Genomic DNA, 22,061 nt, shown 5'->3' on the forward strand with positions numbered 1-22,061 from the left:
TTTTGCCTCAGACAGGTGGACGCACGTCGTCCGGGATCGGACATGTGTAAGGTGTTTGGCCCAGATGGTCTTGATGCGTCGCGCATGCAGCTTCGATGCGCGAGGGATCCTCAACCAGTCGACAAGCTGTCGCGGCCATTGCTTTTGCCGCGTAGACCATGCCTTTGTGAGCCGCGGGCGCCTTGCCTTGTGCCACTGTTTGCCACGTATGAAACGGCGTTCCTATAGCACAGGTGGCAACTCGTGCCTGAACGGTTGGGACTGCCCAACTCACGTCGCCAACATCTGTCGAGCCTTCGCCGCCATCGCTGTGGCGATCAAGAGGTGCGATGAAGTCGCAGAGTGCGAGATTTTTTTTGGGCTTAGCACCGATCCGCTTGAAGGTCGTATTGATGTCAGCGGCGGTTAATGTGGTCTGAATGTCGCGGGCAAAACTGAGATCTGCCTCGTCAAAGGCGACGGGTCCAAGTTTCTCTAGCTCGTGCTGCATGGTTTCTTCCAAAGGACGGTTGCCAAGCAGGTTTGAAACGCCGGAAAAGACCTGGCTGGTAACTTGCGTTCCTGTCATCAGCGCCGCGCCGTCCGCAATCTTTCGGACGCGCGTAACCAAATCGGCGAGGTCCGGTAGCGAGCTGGCGCGGACGAGTTGGCGCACTGTGGCCTTGGCCTGCACCACGTTCGGCGCAACACCACCTGCATCGAGATAGGCGTAGTGAACCCGGGCGCTGTCGGGCATGTGCTCGCGCAGGTAATTTACACCGATGTTCATCAGTTCAACCGCATCAAGCGCCGACCTACCCAATTCCGGTGCACCCGCCGCATGGGCAGCTTTTCCATGAAAAGTGAAATCGATCCGGGTGTTCGCGAGCGATCTGGCCTCATTCACGCCTGTGAAGGTCGCTGGATGCCACGAGATGGCTGCGTCGACATCATCGAACAGTCCTTCGCGCACCATGTATGTCTTGGCCGCGCCCCCTTCTTCAGCGGGGCAGCCATAGTATCGCACACGGCCCTTGATGCCGTTTTCGGCCAGCCAGTCTTTCACCGCCGTCGCGGCCAAGAGTGCGGCGGCCCCTAAAAGATTGTGACCACACCCATGCCCGTTGCCGCCCTCTTCAAGCGGCTGATGTTCAGCCACACCTGGCGCCTGGCTCAGATATGGCAGCGCATCGAACTCGCCGAGGATGGCAATCACCGGACCCTCGTCTCCTGCTTCGCCAATCACGGCCGTAGGAATGCCAGCTGCGTTCTCTGTTATCTTGAAGCCCTGAGCGCGTAACATCTGCACATGTTCGGCGACGGACTTGTACTCGGCATAAAGCGTCTCGGGCGTGTCAAAGACTCGATCTGACAAGGCGATAAAATCATCACGATGGCGGTCGACGTGGTCCCAGATCGGATCGGCGTTTTTCAAGGGGCTCTCCAGCTTCTCGTTCAAACGGTTTCGGCGTGTTCCAGCAGGCAAGCCGTTTCGCGCCCGCCGCGCCCCGCTTTCAGTTCAGGAACAGTGGTGCGGCACTCAGCGGTCGCCACCGGGCAACGCGGGTGGAAGGTACATCCAGATGGCGGATCGAGCGGCGACGGAATTTCCCCCTCAATCGGGGCAAACTCACGCCGGCGCTGATCAAGGCGCGGAGCCTCTGCAAGCAGCGCTTTCGTGTAGGGATGGCGTGGGTCCGAAAAAATTTCCTCAGTCGATGCGCTCTCGACAATGCGGCCCAGATACATGATCGCCACGCGGTCGGCGATGTGTTCGACGACGCTCAGGTCATGGCTGATGAACAGATAGGTCAGGCCCAGCTCTTCGCGCAGATCCATGAACAAGTTGATAACCTGCGCCTGGATCGACACGTCCAGCGCAGCGATGGCTTCGTCGCAGACAAGGAACTTCGGCTTCACGGCGAGCGCACGTGCAATTCCAATCCGTTGCCTCTGACCGCCGGAAAACTGATGCGCGTAACGCCGCTTGAGCGACGGGTCGAGGCCGACCTTGCGCATCACGTCGTCCACGTATTCCGCACTCTCTGCCTTGCGGACGATCCCATGCATACGCGGTGCTTCGCCGATGATATCTTCGACGCGCATTCGCGGATTTAGGCTGGCAAAGGGGTCCTGGAAGATCATCTGAATTGCGAGGGTCGCCGCGCGTTTGTCGGTGCCGTTCAACGTCGCAACATCTTTGCCTCCGTAGAACATCTGTCCGTCACTTGCAGGGTGAATGCCGGCAACAACACGTCCCAAAGTGGACTTGCCGCAGCCGGATTCGCCGACCAATCCCAGAACCTCACCCTTTTGAATCGACAGGTTCACGTTATCGACAGCATGGACCGTTTCTTCCCGGATGTTTGCGCCAAGTCGCTGTGCGATTTTCCCCGCGACGTCCAAACGTTTGGTGAAGCGCTTCGAAACGCCTCGGATTTCAACGAGCGGCTCACTCAAAGCGTCGTCTCCTTGGTGCGTTGCGGATTGAAACAGCGAAGGCTGCGGCCATCCACGTCCTTAATCGGGGGGCGCTTGGAACACGCTGCCGTTCGGGCCTGACAACGCGGTCCAAAGGCGCATCCTTCAGGCAGGGCGAGCATGTTTGGCGTCATCCCTTCGATCTGGAACAAACGCTGCCCGCGCCGGTTCGCCGTCGGAACCGATCCGAGAAGCCCGACCGTATAGGGATGCAACGGACGGTCGATAACATCGTCGATACTGCCTTGCTCAACGATCCGTCCTGCGTACATCACCGAAATCCGGTCCGCGAGCCCTGCCACAACGGCAAGGTCATGCGTGATCCAGATCATCGCGGTTCCCGTGCGTTTCGTCAGCTTCTGTGCCTCGTGGATGATCTGCGCCTGAATTGTCACGTCGAGCGCTGTCGTCGGCTCGTCGGCAATAATGAGGTCCGGCTGGTTCAAGAAGGCTGTCGCAATCGCCACGCGCTGCCGCATCCCACCGGAAAGCTGATGCGGATAGGCTTGCAATCGCTCTTCCGGCGATGGGATGCCAACCAAACCAAGCGCATCACGGCTTCTTTCCCAGGCGGTTTGGCGGCTTACGTTTTCATGGGCGAGAATGGCCTCGATCATCTGCGTATCGACGCGCAGGACCGGGTTGAGAGTCATCATCGGATCCTGAAAGATCATCGAGATTCGGTTGCCACGCAAGGTCTTGAGTCGCTCTTCCGGTGCGTTCGCGATCTCGTCACCATTAAAACGGATTGACCCATCGACGATGCGCCCGGGAGGATCGATCAGCCCAAGGATGGAAAACCCGGTGATCGACTTGCCCGACCCGGACTCACCCACCAGACCCATTACCTCGCCCTTGGAGACGGTGAAATCCACACCATCTACGGCCTTGACCACACCCGCGTGCGTGAAGAAGTGGGTCTTTAGCCCGCTGACTTCGAGTACTGCCGTCATTTCTTCAACCTCGGGTTCAAAACATCGCGCAAATGGTCGCCCACAAGGTTGATGGACACGACCGTCAGCAAGAGCGCGATGCCGGGGAAAACGGATATCCAGTAGCGCCCGGACAGCATGTACTCGAAGCCATTTGCGATCAGCACCCCAATCGACGGTTCAGTCTGTGGAAGGCCTACGCCAAGAAACGAAAGCGTCGCTTCCAATGAGATTGCGCTGGCGGTTTGCACCGTGCCAACGACGATCAGAGGCGCCATGCAATTCGGAAGGATATGGCGAAAGACGATCCGGGGTCGCGATATTCCAAGGCATTGCGCGGCTTCGACATATTCCTTGCCACGCTCGACAAGCGCGGTCGCGCGAACCGTGCGGGCGTAATAAGCCCATTGCGCGATCACGAGGGCGAGGATGATCTTGTCGACACCCTTACCAAGTGCCGCAACCATCATCAGCGCAACAAGCGATGCCGGGAACGACAGTTGAAGATCCACGATGCGCATGATGAACGCTTCGGTCCGGCCTCCGGCGTAGGCCGCGACCAGACCGATCGCCATACCGATCAGAAGGGCAATCACCCCAGATGCAAGCCCAACGGTCAGAGAAATACGCAAGCCATAGAGAATTGCCGAGTAGAGATCGCGTCCAGACCCGTCCGAACCGAGCCACATCGTGTATCCGTCGAATGCTTCGGAACCTGGAGGCAAGCGCCCATCCATGACGCTGACCTGGCCAAGATCGTAGGGGTTCTGCGGCGTGATCCAGGGTGCCAGGATGGCCAGCAGAACGATGATCAGGAATATGCCGAGCGCCGCTGTTGCGATCCTGCTTTCGAAGAACTCGGCCCGAAATCGCTGGAACGGCGTCTCGACTTTAGGGGACTTGGCGGGGGTCAGAGAATGATCTGTGACGGTGTCGGTCATGCGCCCTGATCCTGCAAACGAACCCTCGGATCGAGGATCGAGTAGAGTATGTCGACGATCAGATTGATCAGCACGAAGAACAGTACGATGATCATCAGATAGGCGACGACGACAGGCCGATCCAATTGCAGTATTGCGTCGATCAGCAGTTTGCCCATTCCCGGCCACGCGAAGATTGATTCAGTCACCACCGAGAACCCGATCAAACTACCGAATTCGAGGCCCATGACGGTCACTACCGGGATCATGATGTTTTTCATTACATGCACCAGAATGATGCGTCGGGTCGAAAGCCCTTTGGCCCGGGCATACTTCACGTAATCCTGTCCCATCGCTTCCCGGACACCCGCTCGGGTAAGGCGGATTGCCAGTGAAATCTTAAGAAGCGCTAGGTTGAGAGCAGGCAGGAAGATGTGGCTCAACCCATCGAGCGTAAAAAGGCTGCTGTGAATCCCAAGAAACGAGCCGATATCGCCGCGCCCTGTCGCTGGGAGCCATCTAAGTTCTACGGCAAACAGCATGATGAGCATAAGCCCGACCCAGAAGGTCGGCAGCGAAAACCCAAGGATTGAGCCAGCCATAATGCCCTTGGACAGCGGGCTGTCGGGATAGAGCCCGGCATAAAGACCCAATGGAATACCGATCACGATAGCAAGAAAGAGTGCACTGAAGGCCAGTTCCATCGTGGCAGGCATATGGTGCAGGATCAGTTTGAGCGCGGGCTCACCGAAGACGAAACTGTCGCCGAGGTCACCCTGTGCAGCACCTTTGAGGAACAACCAGTACTGTTCCCAAATAGGCCGATCCAATCCAAGCCGTCGAATTGCAGCTTCGATGTCAGCCTGATCCGCGTCGGGGCTGACCAGCATGTAGACCGGGTCACCAACGATATTGACGCCGAAAAAGACAATCACCGACATCAGGAAGACAACAAGCATTGCTTGCTGCAATCGGCGAATGACAAAAACGGTCATGAGGACATTCCCTGGGCAAAGGCTCCGGGCCGCTGCGAAGGCGGCCCGGATGCATTGCGATTACTCTTTCACGACGCCTGTCGCGAGAGTGTATTCGTCGGTCCGAGGGATGTAGCTCAGACCTTTTTTGGCCGCCCAGGTGTTGACCTGGAAGTGCGTCGGAATGATCGCCACGTTCTCGATCGCGCGCTCTGTCGCCGCGGCGAGCAGTTCCTGCCGCTTTGCGTCATCGACTGTTCGCAGGGCTTCTTCGATCAGTGCGTCGGTTTCAGCATCCGAGTGCCGGCCACGGTTCGATGATCCAAAGCCCGCATCCTTGTCATGGGTGTGGATCAGCGATTTGAGAGGCGAGGACGCTTCGCCGGACCCCGCGCCCCATCCGACGAGGATAAAGCTGAACTCCGGCAGACCCTCTGGGCTGCCTTTGGACGCGCGTCCAAAGTATACCGAACGCGGCATTGTTTCGACGGCTGTCTTGATGCCAACACGGGTCAACATTTGCGCAATTGCCTCGGCAATTTTGGCGTCGTTGATGTAACGGTCATTCGGCCCATGGATTGTCATTTCAAATCCATCGGGATAACCGGCTTCAGCCAGAAGCGCTTTAGCACCGTCCGGGTCATAAGCCACGACGTCCAGATTGTCGGACACGCCAAAGAACCCCTCGGGCAGAAGCTGGCCGGCGGGCAGGGCAACCCCCTCCATGACACGCTCAACGATTGCATCGCGGTTGATCGCCATGCTGATCGCCTTGCGGACGCGGACGTCCATGAGGGGGTTCTTGATATCGCCGCCACCGTTGGCCTTCACAAAGGGTGAATCCTCGCGGAATTGGTCCATGTGAAGATAGATCACTCGGTTGGACACGCCCTGGCTCAGCTGGATACCATCATTGCCCTGAAGTGTTGTGATATCGGTCGTTGGTACGCCCGATATCATGTCGACGTCACCGGCAAGAAGCGATGCAACACGGCTCGGACCGGACGTGATTGGGCGGAATTCCACCTCGGACCAGATCGGCGCGTCACCCCAGTAGTCGTCGTTCCGCACCAGTACGATGCTTTCACCCGGTGTGTAACTTTGGAACTTGAACGGCCCTGTGCCGATGGCGGCCGTACCCGCGTTGAAGTCTTCCGTCGTTGCTTCGCAGCCCACTTCTGAGATCACAGGGATCGTGGAAATGTCATTGCCCATCAACGGATAAGGTGCGGCCGTTTTGAAGTGCACCGTGTAGTCATCGATCTTGATGACTTCCTTACCCTTTAGATAGGTGCCGTATCCCGATGGAGAGTTCGGTACGTCCGGCGCGCGCGCCATGGTGCAGACTACATCGTCCGCCGTAAAGTCACTTCCGTCGTGAAACTTTACGCCCTCACGCAGCTTGAACTCCCAAGTCAATTCATCAATCGGCTCCCATGACACGGCAAGACCCGGCGATAGGCGCTGCTTCTCATCCTGCGCGATCAGCCGGTCAAAGATGTGCACGGACATCGCGTTGTTCGGACCCAGGTTGTGAAAATGCGGATCGAGTGACGTCGGCTCCGAAGCGAGGCCGATCGTTAGTTTTTCGGCCGAAACAGCACCGGCGCCGAAAGCCAAAATGCTGACAGCGACGGCTGTCGCAGATGTGAGTTTCCTCATCAAAAAGACTCCCTGTTTGTTTGGCGCTTGTGAATGGGCGAATCTTTGGCCGATCCCGCGCCCTATAAAAAAAACTAGCTACCGCAAAAATCATTGCCAATACTTATTGCTATGCGACTTTGCATAGACCAATCCAAGAGTTTGGATGTTCAGCCGCTCGTACCGGGGGAGTAATGTAGCATGACGGAACACAGACACAGACTGCGCGAGTTCGAGTCGCTAAGAGCCGTGATCACGACTGGGACAACCATCGGCGCCGCGCGGCGTCTCGGGATTTCGCAGTCTGCCGTGAGCCGGTCCTTGTCACAACTCGAGGCCCGTGTTGGGCGATCGCTCTTTCTCCGGCGATCGGGACGTATCGACCCAACAGACGAAGCCTTGCGTCTCAACGAAAAACTGGACCCAATTTTCGAGACGCTGGCGGACATTGAGGGCGCAGAATGGGCTACTCCGGATAACGAGCCGTTACGCCTGATCGTGCCGCCGACTCTGGCACATCACTTTGTCATCTCCAGGGTGGCCAGTTTTCTCAAGAAGAATGAAGGAAAGCAGCTTCAATTGGATATTCAGGCCACGGACGTGCTGGTCGCCGGCATTCTCGACCTCCGCTATGATCTTGGTTTGACGAGTGCGATGATCCAACGAACGGGTGTTCATCTCATGCCTTGGCGCCGCAGTCAGGTGGTCTGCGCCATGCCGAGCAACCATCCGCTATCGGAAAAACGAGTGGTGACGCCGCACGACCTTGAAGGCGTCGCGCTGATCGAGTTTCTGCGAAGGCTGGGGACGCGAGCGATCACCGAAAAGATCTTTGCGCGCGCTGGAATTCGGCCGAAACAAGTCGCAGAAACGGCAACGAACATGGCCGCACTGGAGCTCGTCCGCGAGGGTTTGGGCGTGACGCTGATCAATCCCTTCCCGTTGTTGTCGTCAGGGATGGAAGGTGTCGTCGTCAGGCCATTTGACGCCGCCATTTTTTATGACACGAGCTTTGTACTTCCATCAGGCAGGCCACCTTCTCAGCTTGCCCGCCAGTTCATGCGATTTGTCAAGTTGACGACGCCGCAGGACAAATACTCAGAGCCCGTCTAGCGCAGCATCTTAGCCGACCACGAGGTGTCGACGTCCATCGGAAAGTTCGGTCGTGGCAAATTCGCAAACGGCCAGCGGTCGTGAACTGGCGACGTAAGCCCGCCCGTGTCGACCTCAAATACCTGGTTTGGCCCAAACCAGTTGGAAAACCCGGCCCGAAAGTGGCCTCGGGATTTCACAACAACAGTCCGGGCAGACGCAATATCCAGCCCGAACATATGAAAGAACACGGGGTCGGCAGTCTGTGTGCGATCGGTGATCACCACCACGGTGATACCACCAATACGAAGCGCAGCGGATGGCCCTAGGGCCAATCTCCGACCAGCCGTCATGCCCAGTTCACCTACCACATCTCCATTATGGAGACCCAAGACCTCTGCATCCACCTCAAAAGGCACATCCCATTGCGCCCAGAAAGCGCTGGAATCGGAAGACCGGTTGAATCGTGCCCTGAATTTGCCGCCGACACCGATGCCATGGGCTTCGTTCGCAAGTTCCGGATCACAAAAGGAACCGAATAGGCATTCTTCGACTTTTGCCGCATGAAGAGCGGCTATCAGTTCCGTCGTCCTGCCACTGCCGCCGCCACCAGGATTGTCACCGGCATCGGAGAAAATCACAGGCGTGCGCGCTTGGTCAGCGGAAATTGAGATCGCTTCCGTCACGGATGTCAGTTTCCGAACGAAATCCTTCCTCAATGACCAGGCCATGTCTGCCAATTCTTCCGCCAGTGCATTGGCCGCCTTCTGGTCCTCACGCGCGGTGACAACGATGCTCAGACCGTTGTCGGGCGTGTCGGAGAAAAGAAAATTACCGAAGATCGATACGTTTAGAATCTCACCTCGACCTTCGGCTTGTCGTCGCTGACCATGGTCGATCAGCGCGCCATACGGGTGCTCGGCACTTAGCAGGGTCACGGATGCCGGAACAAGAGGCAGTTTAACATGCGCGGTTTGGGGCCGGACGCCCGACGCCAAAACCCGGTGCAGCGAAAAGGCGGCTTCCTCGCCACGTTCTATTTGATCGACGTGAGGATTGGTCCGATAGCCGACGATCAGGTCACAGGCATCGACCATCCGTTGTGAGATATTTGCATGCAAATCGAGTGTCGCGATGACAGGTACGTCCGGTCCGACAACTCTCCGAATGCGTGACATCAACAAACCGTCGGGGTCGTGGTCGTGCTCGGCAACCATCGCGCCGTGATTGCAGATGTAGACTGCGTCGACAGGGCCAGCTGAGCGAAGCATGTCTTCCGAAGTCACCATGATCTCTTCGATCACGGTTTTTCGTACTGGACCTGCGGGATGGCTGGCTGCCAAGATACAGGGTACCGGCGTCCAGTCGCCCGTAGCATCCATCGCCCGGACAAAGGCCGCAAATTCTATTGCCAGCTTTGGTGTCGCGGATCTGGCTTCAGACATCAAAGCATCGCTTGTAAGCCATGTCAGAGACTTAAAGTCTGACAAATCAGCCGGGGGTGCAAAGCGATTTGACTCGAGAATTGCGCCAAGGAGGGCGATCTTTGGAGCCGTCATGCGAGAGGCCTTTGGAAATGCAACACAGTGCGAGGAAACATGAGTAGGTGATTTCAATCAAGATATCATGCGTCTTCTCTGTTCTAGGAAAACCACTGCCGCCTTGCGTCTTTCCTATAACGCGACGCGCAAACGATCAGTGCCACCCGTTATGCTGACAGAAGTTTCCGGAGAATTCGTAAAGATTGTTTGGGCCGATGACCCAGACGTTCACCTCATGCGCGGCGCACCGGATCGCCCACCCGCCCGGTTCAATCGCCGGGGGCAGGACGCTTTGTATCTGAGCCCTGATGTCGAAAGCGCAAAAGTCGCTATTGGTCAGGACGTTAGGAAGGATGATCGCCCGCGGGTTGTGCTGACCTTCGAGGTGGAACGATGTGCGTTATTCGATCTGCGCAGCCCCGAAGCCGCGGATATCTATGCACTCGCCAGTCAGCCCTGGCGCAAACTCTTAGCTGCGGGCGGAGAGCCGTCTTCATGGCTCGCTGCTGATCGGCTCAGAACAGATCGGCATATCGGGTTGATTGACCCTTCGCGAAGGCGTCCGGGTCTTTGGCACATAACTTTATTTCGATGGAGCGAGCCAGGCGCACCTGGCGTGTTTCGGCGTAGTGAAGTGAAGCCGGTTTCCGTCCTGCCGGATTATCGGTGACGTTTAAGGTGCGACCAACTATCATTTCGCAATTATGGTCATCGCGAAAATTGGCTGTGTGGAGGACATTGTCATGAGTTCTCTTCTGGCACGCCAATGACATTTTTTTGCATGTTGTTTGAGCGCTCGTGACAGTCTGCTTTCAGTGCCAAAATGTAGCTTCGCTTTGGGTAACGAAAGGCGGCTTTGGGTCGCCCGTTTCAAAAAGAATTTGTGTTCAAGATGCTGGCGGGCACATGACTTCGATCAAGGAAGGGCCGTCACGTGATAGCCCCGCGGAAAGGGCTTTTGCAAAGCTATCGGTGTCTTCAATTCGTATTCCGGGAACCCCATGCCCTTTAGCGAGCGCAACCCAATCAAGCGTTGGGTTTTCCACATCAAACATTGCCTCCGCATTCTTGCCAAAACTCTCAACACCGACATTTGCCAGCTCATCTCGAAGGATTTGATAGCCGCGGTTTGCAAAAACAATCACCGTAACGTCCAGGCTTTCGCGTGCCATCGTCCACAAAGATTGCAACGTATACATGGCTGATCCATCGCCTGTTAGAGCAATTACTTTTCTATCTGGACATGCAATTGCTGCGCCGGTTGCGCACGGTAGGCAAAGCCCTATCGCACCACCGGTTCCCCCAAGCAAGTCATGTGGTCGCGCGGTTGCAGTCGGAGGAATGACGTGAAACCCGGACGTCACGGATTCATTGCAAACGATAGCATTCTCGGGAATGAGGGCCGCTAACGCTTGGCCGACTTTCGCTAGGGTGAGATCTCCGGTTGGGATTGGAGGCAGGTCGAGAGCGTATGTGTTCAGCTGTGTCTTGCTCGAAACACCAACCGCATCTGCCAGTGTTTGAAGAGTCCAGGCAATATCATCCGTCGGAGCACACAGGCTTGAAACCGTGCAACCGGCGGGCTCGGGTGTGCTCGGTTTGCCCGGGTATGCAAAGAAGGCAACGGGTTGGTCGGCGCCGATCAAAGTGATTGACGATGTCTGTTCAAGCTGAGCGATCTTGGGTGCAATTGGATACACAAGTTGATCCAATTTGGCAGCCCCGGCCCCCTTCGAAATTCGAGGGATTAGAGTATCCGCCAACAGGCGGCATCCGGTTTTGACGGAAATTTTTCCAGCCAGTACACGAAGTGGACCAAAAAGCGCGGAACCACCTATCATCAAAGCCGCGTTTGCAGTCTTCAGACGCATGGCTGCGGCCTCGATGCCTTCCAAGGACGGGCGATGAAGTGGTTGGGCCAGAATGCTATTCGTCGCAGGGCCAGTCGCTGCATCCCAAGCAGTATCGGCGGGAAGAACAAGAGTGGCGATCTGGCCGTTTTGAGATCGGGCGGCCTGGATGGCTGCGGCCCCGTCCGATGCGACGCTTGTGGCCTGATCAGAAACTCGTGTCCAATGGCTTATGGCCTGACTTACGCCAATAATGTCGCCTCTGAGTGGGCTTTCATAGCGCAGGTGATGTGTTGCGTGATCTCCCACCACATTCACGATCCCGGACCCTGATTTTCGGGCGTTGTGTAGATTGGCAAATGCGTTGCCTAGCCCCGGTGCAAGATGCAGCAGAGTGCCGGCGACGTCCCGTTTCATGCGGTAGTAGCCATCAGCGGCGCCCGTCGTTCCACCTTCGAACAGGCACAGAACACAGTTCATCTCGGGATGTCTATCAAGAGCCGCAACAAAGTGCATTTCAGACGTGCCTGGATTGGCGAAAACCGTATCCACACCATTGTGAAGAAAGGTTTTGACTAACGATTCTGCGCCATTCATTCGATCACCGCCAACTCTGATTTCAACGAACTTTATGGGAGAGACAATCTAAAAGTAACTGAAAAAGCTTTCGATGATGTGCAGGCCGTCAATCGTCATCGATGCCCTCGCCCGTAAGACATGCCATGTTGAACAACGCGAAATCGTGGTGGTTTTCGGCCAGTTCAAGTCGAACTCGGGTCGCCCAGACATGCTTGGGTTTTGGCGGCCGCTTCTGACCGACGATACGTCCTTTGTTCCAGGTTGGGCGAAGCGCGCGAACGGCAGGTATGTTTGGGTTTCCATGACTGATCCTCCGATCCGCCATGCCCTCCCACAACGACAACCCGACATTGACGAGAAACAATATTACAGGATGCTGCGTCGCCTCAGAGGCCTGCTGGGAGCTCGACGTAGCCATCCATCGTTGCTTGAGCAGGACAATAAATTGCGCATTTGACAACAAGTATTTGCGGCCCACATGCTGAAACGTGAAAATCGAGGTGTAACGACCAAAGGTAATTTCATGTTTAGATCATCAACCCGAAGTGAAGCAGAAAGTTTGTTAAGCGGACTTGCTCTTGGATTTTCTGCGGACCCGTTCATGCGTTGGCTGTATCCTGAACCTGCCGATTTCCTTACCCACTTCCCGCGAGTAATGGATTTCTTTGGCGGGCGTGCATTTGAACAGGGTAGCGCGTTTCGGAACGATGATTTCACTGCTGGCGCACTTTGGCTTCCGCCAAGCATTCACCCTGACGAAGAACGGCTTGTCGCCTGTTTTGAGCAGACGGTCTCACCAGAAAAGCATGATGCGTTGTTCGAAACCTTCGGGCAGATGGACAATTATCATCCCGATGAGGATTGCTGGCATTTAGCATTTATTGCGGTCGATCCAATTCGCCAAGGAAAAGGATTGGGGTCCGCGTTGCTTGAATGCTGCCTCAAACGTTGTGATGAAGATGGAAGACCTGCTTACTTAGAGTCGACAAACCCTACAAATCTATCGCTGTATAAGCGCTATGGTTTCCAAGAGATGGGTCTAATCAAAGCCGACCAAGCCCCACCCCTGTTTCCGATGTTTCGAGCCGCCCAATAGCGGTAGATCAAACGGCTGCATTGTCTGCAATCTGTGAGTTCGGCAGTTTCAGGATATTTATGTCCGTAGCGAATGGCCGGTCTGGTGAAGCCGCACTGCGGCACCAGTGACTGCGATGAATGTCTCTTATGGGCCGTCTGCTGGCCCTGTCGCTGATACTGTGATGCACCCTAGGTCAACTGTGAGCCTAGCCTGTGAATTCGAATTTCTCGTTTGGTGGAGCCGCAGTACCAGAAGTGTTGCAAACGTTAAGTATGGTCACTGTTGCTAGTGCAGAGGGAACGTCTATCAAGCCGGAGTTGGGCCGGACAAATGGGGTTGTCATCTATAACTTGACGATCCGTTCTCGCGATCCAAACATTTTCCGTGGAAGCTGTGGCAGCTTCACAATTGCGCATGATAAACTGCTTGCAACGCATAAGATCAGAGATGAACCATGCGGTTACCGGATGAAAGCGATACGGAATATGGAACGGGCAATGTCCGGGCATTTCTGGAAAGCTTGACCGGTCCGTCTCGCGGAACCGTAACCTGGCTTGTCGGCACCGCTTTGTCCGCTTCACTAGGTCAAGACCGTATCCTGAAGATAAGGCGGAAAGAGGATGTACCCCCACATGACGAAGATGTGGCGACCTTTCAATGGTCGCAAGGCGGTTACACGCTAAACGCGCTGCCCGGCCGGGAAATCTGGGTCAATGGTCAAAAGACTGCTTCGGCAGTTCTTAGGCATGGCGACATGATCGAGTTTGGTGAAAAGGGTCCCATGTCGCGCTACAGGATGTGTGACCACTCATTCCCTGCACATCACACGGTCGAAGACATAATAAGTGACGCTTATGTGTATGCGCGCTCCAGCCGACGACCCTTCGCCAGCAAAATGTCCAGTGCGCTGCGCGAAGGCGGACGTCGACTGACATCACAAACCACGGTTTTGTTCCGGTTTACCGTTATCGGTCTACTTCTACTGATTACAGCCTTTGGCTATTTGCTTTTTCAGAACGATCGGAAGCTGGCGGATAGCCTGAAACAGGAATCTCTCAAGATCGAGGCGGTTGCTGTCATGCTTACGCAGACGCGAGAAGATGCATTGACGGCGGATGATCTGGTCGCGCTCAGAGAAGCGTTTGACAATCAGGTGCTTTCCACCGAACAGCGCCTTGGGACATTGGAAGAGCGTGCTGGTGCATCCAGGCGGGTAATAACGGGCTCGACGCGATCCATTGCCTTTATCCAAGGGGCCTACGGATTGCGTCAAACCGAAAGCGGCAAATTACTGCGGCATGTGCTTGGCCCAGACGGGGAGAAACTAAAAACTCCATTCGGGAAACCGTGGATTGAGCCAGATGCGGCAGGCGCGCCGGCAGAGTTTCAGTTCACCGGGACCGGGTTTCTTTTGCAGGACACCTCTCTGTTGGTGACCAACCGTCATGTCGCCTTGCCCTGGACGACCGGGGATCGGGCACAGGCCCTGAAGGCAGCAGGGCTTGAAGCCGAGATACTTAGTCTGCTGGCTTATCTGCCAGAACAATCCGAGCCAATGGAAGCGGTATTGCTTAGGGCAAGCAAAACGGCCGATCTGGCACTTCTGTCCGTTGATGCGAACCGTGTTCAAGGGCTTGGGCTTACACTGGCACCTGACCCGCCGCGTGCAGGTGAAGAAGTTTTCCTGCTTGGATTTCCAACTGGCCTAAAGGCCTTGATTGTGCAGGCCGGGCCGGATTTTCTGAAAACGCTGGAGAGCGATGGCGCCGTCGACTTCTGGACGATTGCAAAAAATCTTTCAGAGCAGAACAAGATCAGGCCTCTGGCCAGCCGGGGAATCGTCGCCCAGACCAGTCCCGGTGCAGTCGTTTATGATGCTGAAACCACAACCGGCGGAAGCGGCGGACCTGCCCTGAACCGAAATGGCGAGGTGGTGGCTATCAATGCCGCGATCTTACCTGAATTTGGCGGCTCCAACATCGGTGTTCCTGTATCGCACCTCAAAGTGCTTCTGGAGGAAATCCGGTAGCAGCCACTGGGGCGAAACTCCCGCTGACTGTTACCGTCAACAGAGATAGCTCAGAATTGTATCAGTTCTGCGCTTAGCTAGGGTCTAAACATTGTATTCCTTGTTATGGATCGGGAACGCAGGCCAACGCGTACCCGATCAGCTGAGGCAGGTCGTGTAGCATGAAAGATGCTTCGCGCTGCCGGGAGCCGTTCTTCGACACTCACTTCGAGATGGGGGACTCTGAGACCCTGGGGTCGCAACCGAACAGCGGCAGCAGTTTCATGCTACGAGCCAAATCTGCCACATACTGTTTTAGTTGAATAGCGAAATTGCTTCATGCATTATATTTGAAAATTAAATAAATACCCCATGGATATTGAACTCGCGCGAACATTTCTGGCGATTGTCGAAACGGGCAGTTTTCTGGAGGCTGCCAACAAGGTTTACGTTACGCAATCAACAGTGAGCATGCGCATTCGGTCACTCGAACAACAGCTCGGACGACCAGTATTCGAGCGCGGAAAATCGGGTGCTACACTTACTCCGGCCGGGCACCGCTTTCATAAACACGCGCAGGCACTTGTCAGGTGCTGGACACAAGCCCGGATCGACGCCTCCCTGCCTGATGCGGTGGAAGCTGCTCTGGAAATCGGTGCTGTGCCCAGCTTGTGGGACGGGTTCCTGATCGACGCGATGCCAGCGTTCATGCAAGCGTTTCCGAATGTGGCGGTTCACGGGTCTACGGTTTCAACTGAAACACTGCTAAGCCAAACGACTGCGGGCGCGCTGGATTTGGCTGTGATGTATGATCCGCGGAACACTGTCGGGCTGACCGCAATGCAGTTGTTCGAAGATGATTTCGTACTCGTGAGCAGCGATTTCGATACCTCGCGAAGCCCATTTGAAGAAAACTATGTTCTAATCGACTGGGGGCCGGAGTTCCGTGCCGATCACCTGCTGAACTTTCCGGAAATTCCGACGCCAATGTTGCAGCTTGGAATTGGCACTCTTGGCCTTAACTACTTGAAAGCCCAGCCGGGAGCCGGATTTTTCCCCTGGCGGGTAGTAGCGCAGGAAGTCGAAACCGGTTGGTTGAAGGTGATTGAGGATGCTCCTCGGTTTGCTTATGCCGCCTATGCTGTTTTTGCAGACGATGATCCTGAAAGCCTCCCCTGCAAGGCCGCCCAGCTATTGAGTGCCTTTGCAAAAGAACAGTTTCCCGTCACGGCCTGAGATGGCGGACTACTCGCGGCTTACCATGTAGAAGGCGAATTGTCAGTTTTCGGAAGCCTCCAGGGCTTCGGTTGCTGCGGGTTGCATTTTGCCAGACTCGAACATTAGACCTGCAGTAATCCCGACCATCAAAACGCCGCCCATGACGGCCCAGTACCTCCAACCAAAAGACCTGTGCAAACGCATTTTTCTCTCCACGGTCGTCCATCGAGACCAGAACAGTATAAGGAGGGATAGAAATCTGCCAAATCGTGGGGACTGACCCTCAAAAAGGCAATATACTGAAAACAAACATCTATTCAGATCATCGATAGCACAGTTGAGAAAAAATCATAAGGTTTGGCACTCCGAAAACGAAGATTGATCCCCTAAAATATCGAAGCAGAGGGAAAGGAGGTTTCGATGGATAGGCGTTGGATTAATCGCGTTACCGAACACATAAGGCGTTTCATTGCGTCACAACGGTTCGGGATCGTGAAGCATTCGGCAGCAAAACAGCAGGATTTGCAAAGCCCACAAGATTGGGACGATGCCGCCGAGATATGGGACCCGTCCGAATTCGACCCGGAAAAAGAAAACCGGGAACGACGTTTGCGCCCGAGCGATTACGAATGGGACACAACCGGCGAACTTCCTTGGCGCGGGCACAATCACCGATTCAAAGGAGGCTGAGGGAAATCCAAGGCCTGAACATTGGATATTACAGTCACAGGTGACGCAATACTCGCGTCCCCTGATCCCGCATCGCATACCGTTTGGGATCCGAGCGCCCCGAAGAGGAAATCCCGCTCCGGATAGCGTGACCGAAAACATTTGAGATTATGGAAAAAAATTACGTCGCTTTCGGCCTCTTAGGTCGAAAACAGCGCAGCGCCTTCTGTGTGTTTTGGCAAAATCCAGTACCAATCAAAAACGGTGTACAGAATGCTGGAAGTTCATTCGATTCCCGGTGCATTTACCGCGCGGGAATGTGAGCAAATTGTTGCTGCATCACAAAAAGCCCCGGCGAACGAGGCTCTGCTTGTCGGGCAAAACAAGGATCACAATCTGCGCAGAGCGGATGTGACTTGGCTGGACGACGTCGACGGCTCTGATTGGGTGATGTCACGCCTGATCAATCTGGTTCGTCGCTCCAACACCAGCAAGTTTGCCTTTGATCTTCGCGAGTTCGCGGAAAGCCCGCAGATTGCCTGCTACAAAGGATCAGATGGTGGTCATTTTGCGTGGCATTCCGATATTGGCGACGGGCCCGTTGCCCAAAAAAGAAAGCTGTCTATGGTCGTACAGCTCAGCAAACCCGGGATGTACGACGGCGGTGACTTGGAGATTATGCCGGGCGCTTATGCTGTAACGGCCAGCCGGCATCAGGGGAGCGCGACCATCTTTCCAAGCTTTTTGTTGCATCAAGTGACACCGGTTGAGAATGGTGATCGGTATTCGTTGACGGTCTGGGCACATGGCCCGGCGTTTCGCTAACGTTTTCCGTACTCGTTTAATTTAGAGTCCGAGACTACAAGGCTAACGATTCCTTTCGTGTAGGAAACAGAGTCGAAAGTGTTAGGCTTGCCTTTAACATATTCGCTGAAATGACATTTCCTGTAGTCCAACGTATCTGCTAAATCCTGGAATCCGCACGGTACTGACGCCTGAGTTGCTTTGGTCACTCAATGGCTGGCCTCTATTATGTATCCGTCGGTAAGCGACTGGCGACTGATTTTTCATGGATTAAGTTTGGCAGGCTCACCATATCAGAAGCAACTTTGCCAGCTGCCTTTGAAGTACTTTCGACAGATATGCGTGTCTGACCCAACCGGGGGTGCAGCTTACGAGCCAAAATCCACGTCCAAAGCAAACCTGCGCCACCCGCGGCGAACACGCCAGAGAGCGGTGCTACGAGAAGAACCAGCCAGGCGGCACCAGGTGTAATAATACCCGAAACATCGCGAAAGCTCGCGTAAATTGCTGACATCTCAGTTCGTTCGGAAGGTTTGACTGCGAGAAGGAATGGCAAACCTGCGGAAACATCGAGCAAGATCAGGAAAATCGAGCCCATCATTAAGAACGCGATTGTGACTTCAGGGATTCCGAATGGAACTCCAGCAAAAAGAAATAGCAGCCCGGACATGAGGAATCCGGTTCTGACTGCTGCGCGCACCGAACTGCGCTGCATAAACCTAAGCATCAGCGGGGTGCAAAACAGGGCGGCATTGGAAATCGATAAAGCAATCCCTCCAAGCTGGCTGCCTAGCCCGTTCTGAACCGCATAGATGGGCAGATATACGACATAAATCCACCACCCGCAGGAACGAACGACTGCGAATACCCATCCGGCAACCAATCGCGGTTGCGCAAAAAACCTCCCGAAATAGGCGAACGGATTTGCGGGAGTGCATTGGCTTCTGGTGATGAGCCTGCCGTTTCCGAGGCGCATAACAAGAAAGATGAGAAGCATGACAATCGCTGCACCGGCTGCAATCAGGAACGGTGCAGGTTGCCACCACTCGTACAATATCGCGCCAAGTGCAGGGCCAGCCGTCCAACCCAGCGCACTGTAGAAAAGCCGAGATGTCTCAAAACGTCCCAGTTCAATCCTGGCAACATGGTCGAGCACATAGGCGTTGAAGCACACAAATTTCGTCACAACGGCGAAAGTCGTGAGTGCAAGCCCCGCAATAACGGTAGCAGGGGTCGCAACGGTCGTCACAACCGCACCCGCGACGTACGAAAGAGTGCCGAATACATAGACCCATCTCCTTGGGACAAACCGGATCAGGTAGGGAACCAGAAGACCGATCAAGAGTGAAACTGTGCCAATGGCGAAATAAATTTCGGATACAAATCGCGCATCCTTCAGCGCGTTGTATATCGCTACCGGAAAAACAGAGATCAAAATACCCCTGGCAATCGCCTCTGATCCCGCCAGAATGGCGAATCCCGGCACACTGGGTGCTGGCGCATGGCGAAGCCATTCTGGTATTCGGCGTTCATGCATGAGAAGTGCTCAATGGACTGGGAATCAGTCAAACCTGTTTCCTCATTTTTTCTCTCCTGGCAGCGACCCGATGTCGTTTTTGCTAATCGTGTAAGTTACAAAAATTCCATAACTGAATTTCGTTTTTTCTTTTTGGGAACCCGCTTCGCTGGCGTTCAATTTTAAGCGCTGAATCCAGCGAAAGCATAGCTTGAACTCGGGCTGGATTCGCCCAGTAGAATGGCCGCAAACGGGAAATCACTGCACGACCGAAAATCTACCGCTGTGGATGCGAGCACTTTCAGCATGAGCAAAAGTCGTGGCTGCAAAAGTCGGTTTTTTCCGCGATCTGTGAATTTAGGCTCGCCCAGATTTTGCTGCCGCAGCGAATGTCGGCAAAGCGGGCTGCTGCTGCAACACCTGATGGCCTCGCTCAAAGTCGGCAATGGGCCGTTGAAAATGTCTCGAAAAACAGGGCAGGGGCTTATGCTGCGTCAGCTCCGAGTTTCGCAAATCCGGGATGAAATCACCATGGCGATGACGGACCTCGGCGGGGAAGTTGTCATCGAAATCGAGGACCGACCTCCTGGTAAGCGAGAGGGCCGCGTCCGCGATCCTTTCGGAAATGTTTGGATACTGAGCAAGACAATTGAAACTCTGACAAACGAGCAAATTCAAAACCGCTTGGTCGGACAGCTTGGTCTGATCGACATCACGGTGCTCACCTCTTGCAGGGAAACTGACCAAAGGTATGCTTTGTCCATGAACATCCACGGCTTCGATCACATCGTTCTCTGCGTTCATAATGTCGACGTAACGCTTGAGTTCTATCAACAAGTGTTAGGCATGACCCCGCGAGAGGAACGCCCCGGCAAATGGTCCCTACACTTCGGTTCAAACAAAATCAGTCTTCAAGGTGTGGGAACAGCACCGGATCTGGCGAATAAAACCGTTCCGGGAAGCGGTAATTTCTGCCTACTGACCGACACACCAATTGAGGAAATCACCGCGACGCTTCGCGCGCATGACGTCACTATCGTGGAAGGTCCTTCTGAGAAACTGGGCGCCGTCGGCAGGCTTATGTCCGTGTACTTCCGCGATCCAGATGACAATTTGGTCGAGGTAAGCAACAGGCTGGCGTAATAAACGGAGTGCAACACGATGTCAGCCACGCAACCAGGGTCGGGAACGAGCACAAGCTTTTCGAATTTTGCATCGTAGAGAGTAATCATTGTAGCCTCGATGTCGAAACCAAGAGCACAAATCAGCTGGCTGATCACAGCTAAGGTAGGGGCCATGAGGCTCTAAGAACTGGAGAGCAGTCATGCCCAGAACGGGATTCATAGATCATATCGGCATCGCGGTGCCGGATCTTGCGGCGGCGAAGGCCTACTATGATGAGCTAATGCCGATCCTTGGCCTCAAGGAGTGGTTCAAAACCGAACCGGCATTCAACTACGGACCGGATGGGAAACTCGGGACGCAGCTGTTCTTCTACCAGGCGAGGGACGATGGGCACTATTTGCGCCACGCTACCGGGCTACAGCACTTGGCATTCTCGGTGGAAAAGCGTGAGATCGTGCATGAGGCGTACAATTGGGCACTCTCGCGGAAGTCACATATTCTGGACGAACCCCAGGAGTTTCCTCAATACGGGATCCACTATGCGGCCTATTGGCTCGACCCACACGGCATTAAGCTCGAGGTTGTCTGCCACAAAGATGGTGAAAGCAGTTGAGACATCAAACTATCACCAGTGCTCCAAATGCGGTGCTTTGACAAACTGTCGAAAAGCGCTGCGCTACGTCCTCCCAAACGTCTGGCGGTGTAGGTCCGGCGAGAGCCCAATGCGGGCTTTGCCAACCTTTCAAATCACCATCATCCCCGACCTTTTCAGTTCGAGTTTCAATCCCTAGCGGGCAAGGCAACCTCGCCTTCCCAGTCAGAAATACGGTGCGGTAGCGCCAGGAATTTTGACGCCACACGTGTTTTGGTCGTTCCACTTCCAGTCATCCCCGAGTATTTGCCGGTCGAGGAAACGATCCGCCAGTTGTTGACGCCGAAGGCAACAACCTCCCATCTCATGGTGAACGTGTCTTCTTCTTCACCATAAACGCAGACGCCACCGCCACTGACACCGCTGGGTCCGCCGAAACCCGAGCCAACGCACCGGACAAACCCAGGATCGATTGGTCCCTCGTCAACGGTATAAGTCCCATAGTTGTCCTCTTTCCAGAACACGTCCTCGCCCGCGGAAATTTGCTCTTGGTTGACGACATAGAAGTTCGTTACCGACACTTTCTCTGCAGCAGTCAGACAATGAGGTGCAATAAGAACTGCGGGGATTAGCATTGAACGCAACATGTTGTTTCCTTCGACAGTGGGGCAAAGCCAGCATGATAGAGCCTACGGAATTTATTGCTAGGAAGGGAACTCGTAGCCAGACCTGCAGAGTCAGCTTTGTCCGCTGACTGTGAGTCCGTGCGTCCTGAGAATTTGCGCCTGCAGCGAATGGCCGGTTCTACGGGCCGCACCGCAGCGGCGACATGTGTCGGTGAACGGCAGTTCAGGGCCGTCCGCAACAATCCCTCAGACTGAACTTTCGGCTGATGCTGCAATGCATCCGATGGCCTCGAAGAGCCCAAAATACAAAATGCTTCAACGCGCTTTAAGGTCAGCGATGCGCAGAAAGCAGACTTTGCAAAGTCCGGTTGACCACATTGTCCACCAATGGCGACAGTTCTGCTTCGCGACTGGGCTATACATAGCCCTCAAAGCG

Annotated in this window: 19 protein-coding genes and 1 pseudogene; 9 read left to right on the forward strand and 11 right to left on the reverse strand. The window is 54.9% G+C overall.

Annotation, left to right across the window (positions count from 1 at the left end):
• Window positions 1-7 precede the first annotated feature (7 nt).
• From ACR0AZ_RS18370 to ACR0AZ_RS18395, 6 genes are read right to left on the reverse strand one after another with little or no spacing between them, the layout of a single operon-like run.
• A complete protein-coding gene (locus tag ACR0AZ_RS18370; RefSeq protein WP_480472950.1) occupies window positions 8-1,414 on the reverse strand; it encodes an amidohydrolase in 1,407 nt (468 codons plus the stop codon).
• 20 nt (window positions 1,415-1,434) lie between these two features.
• Window positions 1,435-2,439, reverse strand: a complete 1,005-nt coding sequence (locus ACR0AZ_RS18375; RefSeq protein WP_480473306.1) for an ABC transporter ATP-binding protein — start codon at window positions 2,437-2,439, stop codon at window positions 1,435-1,437.
• Window positions 2,436-3,413 (reverse strand): ABC transporter ATP-binding protein, encoded by a 978-nt coding sequence (locus ACR0AZ_RS18380; protein WP_480472948.1) that lies wholly within the window; start codon window positions 3,411-3,413, stop codon window positions 2,436-2,438. The genes ACR0AZ_RS18375 and ACR0AZ_RS18380 overlap by 4 nt, the downstream gene beginning before the upstream one ends.
• Window positions 3,410-4,333 (reverse strand): ABC transporter permease, encoded by a 924-nt coding sequence (locus ACR0AZ_RS18385; RefSeq protein ID WP_480472946.1) that lies wholly within the window; start codon window positions 4,331-4,333, stop codon window positions 3,410-3,412. The genes ACR0AZ_RS18380 and ACR0AZ_RS18385 overlap by 4 nt, the downstream gene beginning before the upstream one ends.
• Entirely contained in the window at window positions 4,330-5,307 is a 978-nt protein-coding gene (locus ACR0AZ_RS18390; protein ID WP_480473304.1) for an ABC transporter permease, read from the reverse strand. The genes ACR0AZ_RS18385 and ACR0AZ_RS18390 overlap by 4 nt, the downstream gene beginning before the upstream one ends.
• Before the next feature lie 60 nt (window positions 5,308-5,367).
• Window positions 5,368-6,948 carry an ABC transporter substrate-binding protein gene (locus ACR0AZ_RS18395; RefSeq protein WP_480472940.1) on the reverse strand — a complete coding sequence of 527 codons (1,581 nt, stop codon included), beginning with the start codon at window positions 6,946-6,948 and terminating at the stop codon, window positions 5,368-5,370.
• Between the two features lie 180 nt (window positions 6,949-7,128).
• Between ACR0AZ_RS18395 and ACR0AZ_RS18400 the strand changes: the two genes are divergently transcribed.
• On the forward strand, window positions 7,129-8,040 hold the full coding sequence (locus ACR0AZ_RS18400; RefSeq protein WP_480472938.1) for a LysR family transcriptional regulator: 912 nt from the start codon (window positions 7,129-7,131) through the stop codon (window positions 8,038-8,040).
• Here ACR0AZ_RS18400 and ACR0AZ_RS18405 read toward each other — a convergent pair.
• Window positions 8,037-9,578, reverse strand: a complete 1,542-nt coding sequence (locus ACR0AZ_RS18405; RefSeq protein WP_480473302.1) for a M81 family metallopeptidase — start codon at window positions 9,576-9,578, stop codon at window positions 8,037-8,039. The two genes, ACR0AZ_RS18400 and ACR0AZ_RS18405, sit on opposite strands and share 4 nt — an antisense overlap.
• Window positions 9,579-9,729: 151 nt before the next feature.
• Between ACR0AZ_RS18405 and ACR0AZ_RS18410 the strand changes: the two genes are divergently transcribed.
• The gene (locus tag ACR0AZ_RS18410; RefSeq protein ID WP_480473300.1) at window positions 9,730-10,230 is read left to right on the forward strand and encodes an RES family NAD+ phosphorylase; all 501 of its coding nucleotides are present in this window, start codon (window positions 9,730-9,732) and stop codon (window positions 10,228-10,230) included.
• A 217-nt stretch (window positions 10,231-10,447) separates the two neighbouring features.
• Here ACR0AZ_RS18410 and ACR0AZ_RS18415 read toward each other — a convergent pair whose 3' ends face one another.
• Together ACR0AZ_RS18415 and ACR0AZ_RS18420 are read right to left on the reverse strand one after the other, a co-directional pair.
• Window positions 10,448-12,007, reverse strand: coding sequence for an acetolactate synthase large subunit (locus ACR0AZ_RS18415; RefSeq protein WP_480473298.1), 1,560 nt, complete (start codon window positions 12,005-12,007; stop codon window positions 10,448-10,450).
• Window positions 12,008-12,128: 121 nt separating this feature from the next.
• Window positions 12,129-12,314: pseudogene (locus tag ACR0AZ_RS18420) on the reverse strand (hypothetical protein); the annotation flags it as partial.
• Between the two features lie 153 nt (window positions 12,315-12,467).
• Here ACR0AZ_RS18420 and ACR0AZ_RS18425 point away from each other — a divergent pair.
• The 5 genes from ACR0AZ_RS18425 (at window position 12,468) to ACR0AZ_RS18445 (ending at window position 17,787) form a co-directional block, all read left to right on the forward strand.
• Window positions 12,468-13,085 (forward strand): GNAT family N-acetyltransferase, encoded by a 618-nt coding sequence (locus ACR0AZ_RS18425; protein ID WP_480473296.1) that lies wholly within the window; start codon window positions 12,468-12,470, stop codon window positions 13,083-13,085.
• Window positions 13,086-13,521: 436 nt separating this feature from the next.
• On the forward strand, window positions 13,522-15,096 hold the full coding sequence (locus ACR0AZ_RS18430; RefSeq protein ID WP_480661003.1) for a trypsin-like peptidase domain-containing protein: 1,575 nt from the start codon (window positions 13,522-13,524) through the stop codon (window positions 15,094-15,096).
• A gap of 351 nt (window positions 15,097-15,447) precedes the next feature.
• Window positions 15,448-16,311 (forward strand): LysR family transcriptional regulator, encoded by an 864-nt coding sequence (locus ACR0AZ_RS18435; protein WP_480668032.1) that lies wholly within the window; start codon window positions 15,448-15,450, stop codon window positions 16,309-16,311.
• A gap of 402 nt (window positions 16,312-16,713) precedes the next feature.
• Window positions 16,714-16,983 (forward strand): hypothetical protein, encoded by a 270-nt coding sequence (locus ACR0AZ_RS18440; RefSeq protein WP_170403758.1) that lies wholly within the window; start codon window positions 16,714-16,716, stop codon window positions 16,981-16,983.
• 252 nt (window positions 16,984-17,235) lie between these two features.
• Window positions 17,236-17,787, forward strand: coding sequence for a 2OG-Fe(II) oxygenase (locus ACR0AZ_RS18445; RefSeq protein WP_480668037.1), 552 nt, complete (start codon window positions 17,236-17,238; stop codon window positions 17,785-17,787).
• A 205-nt stretch (window positions 17,788-17,992) separates the two neighbouring features.
• Here ACR0AZ_RS18445 and ACR0AZ_RS18450 read toward each other — a convergent pair whose 3' ends face one another.
• The gene (locus tag ACR0AZ_RS18450) at window positions 17,993-19,303 is read right to left on the reverse strand and encodes an MFS transporter (RefSeq protein WP_480668033.1); all 1,311 of its coding nucleotides are present in this window, start codon (window positions 19,301-19,303) and stop codon (window positions 17,993-17,995) included.
• Between the two features lie 285 nt (window positions 19,304-19,588).
• Here ACR0AZ_RS18450 and ACR0AZ_RS18455 point away from each other — a divergent pair, with 285 nt between their 5' ends.
• Complete coding sequence (locus tag ACR0AZ_RS18455; protein ID WP_480668034.1) at window positions 19,589-20,425, forward strand: VOC family protein; 837 nt, start codon at window positions 19,589-19,591, stop codon at window positions 20,423-20,425.
• 181 nt (window positions 20,426-20,606) lie between these two features.
• Entirely contained in the window at window positions 20,607-21,020 is a 414-nt protein-coding gene (locus ACR0AZ_RS18460; RefSeq protein WP_170403748.1) for a VOC family protein, read from the forward strand.
• A 167-nt stretch (window positions 21,021-21,187) separates the two neighbouring features.
• On the opposite strand, the gene ACR0AZ_RS18465 is transcribed toward ACR0AZ_RS18460, so the two are convergent.
• Window positions 21,188-21,634 carry a hypothetical protein gene (locus ACR0AZ_RS18465; protein ID WP_480668035.1) on the reverse strand — a complete coding sequence of 149 codons (447 nt, stop codon included), beginning with the start codon at window positions 21,632-21,634 and terminating at the stop codon, window positions 21,188-21,190.
• Window positions 21,635-22,061 lie beyond the last annotated feature (427 nt).

Source organism: Ruegeria sp. BE3, assembly GCF_056538865.1.

What these genes read in the sequence shown, in the direction of transcription:
- ACR0AZ_RS18380 (WP_480472948.1), bottom strand. Translation starts at nt 3,413, where the DNA reads ATGACGGCAGTACTCGAAGTCAGCGGGCTAAAGACCCACTTCTTCACG.
- ACR0AZ_RS18385 (WP_480472946.1), bottom strand. Translation starts at nt 4,333, where the DNA reads ATGACCGACACCGTCACAGATCATTCTCTGACCCCCGCCAAGTCCCCT.
- ACR0AZ_RS18390 (WP_480473304.1), bottom strand. Translation starts at nt 5,307, where the DNA reads ATGACCGTTTTTGTCATTCGCCGATTGCAGCAAGCAATGCTTGTTGTC.
- ACR0AZ_RS18395 (WP_480472940.1), bottom strand. Translation starts at nt 6,948, where the DNA reads ATGAGGAAACTCACATCTGCGACAGCCGTCGCTGTCAGCATTTTGGCT.
- ACR0AZ_RS18400 (WP_480472938.1), top strand. Translation starts at nt 7,129, where the DNA reads ATGACGGAACACAGACACAGACTGCGCGAGTTCGAGTCGCTAAGAGCC.
- ACR0AZ_RS18405 (WP_480473302.1), bottom strand. Translation starts at nt 9,578, where the DNA reads ATGACGGCTCCAAAGATCGCCCTCCTTGGCGCAATTCTCGAGTCAAAT.
- ACR0AZ_RS18410 (WP_480473300.1), top strand. Translation starts at nt 9,730, where the DNA reads ATGCTGACAGAAGTTTCCGGAGAATTCGTAAAGATTGTTTGGGCCGAT.
- ACR0AZ_RS18415 (WP_480473298.1), bottom strand. Translation starts at nt 12,007, where the DNA reads ATGAATGGCGCAGAATCGTTAGTCAAAACCTTTCTTCACAATGGTGTG.
- ACR0AZ_RS18425 (WP_480473296.1), top strand. Translation starts at nt 12,468, where the DNA reads ATGCTGAAACGTGAAAATCGAGGTGTAACGACCAAAGGTAATTTCATG.
- ACR0AZ_RS18430 (WP_480661003.1), top strand. Translation starts at nt 13,522, where the DNA reads ATGCGGTTACCGGATGAAAGCGATACGGAATATGGAACGGGCAATGTC.
- ACR0AZ_RS18435 (WP_480668032.1), top strand. Translation starts at nt 15,448, where the DNA reads ATGGATATTGAACTCGCGCGAACATTTCTGGCGATTGTCGAAACGGGC.
- ACR0AZ_RS18440 (WP_170403758.1), top strand. Translation starts at nt 16,714, where the DNA reads ATGGATAGGCGTTGGATTAATCGCGTTACCGAACACATAAGGCGTTTC.
- ACR0AZ_RS18445 (WP_480668037.1), top strand. Translation starts at nt 17,236, where the DNA reads ATGCTGGAAGTTCATTCGATTCCCGGTGCATTTACCGCGCGGGAATGT.
- ACR0AZ_RS18450 (WP_480668033.1), bottom strand. Translation starts at nt 19,303, where the DNA reads ATGCATGAACGCCGAATACCAGAATGGCTTCGCCATGCGCCAGCACCC.
- ACR0AZ_RS18455 (WP_480668034.1), top strand. Translation starts at nt 19,589, where the DNA reads ATGAGCAAAAGTCGTGGCTGCAAAAGTCGGTTTTTTCCGCGATCTGTG.
- ACR0AZ_RS18460 (WP_170403748.1), top strand. Translation starts at nt 20,607, where the DNA reads ATGCCCAGAACGGGATTCATAGATCATATCGGCATCGCGGTGCCGGAT.
- ACR0AZ_RS18465 (WP_480668035.1), bottom strand. Translation starts at nt 21,634, where the DNA reads ATGCTAATCCCCGCAGTTCTTATTGCACCTCATTGTCTGACTGCTGCA.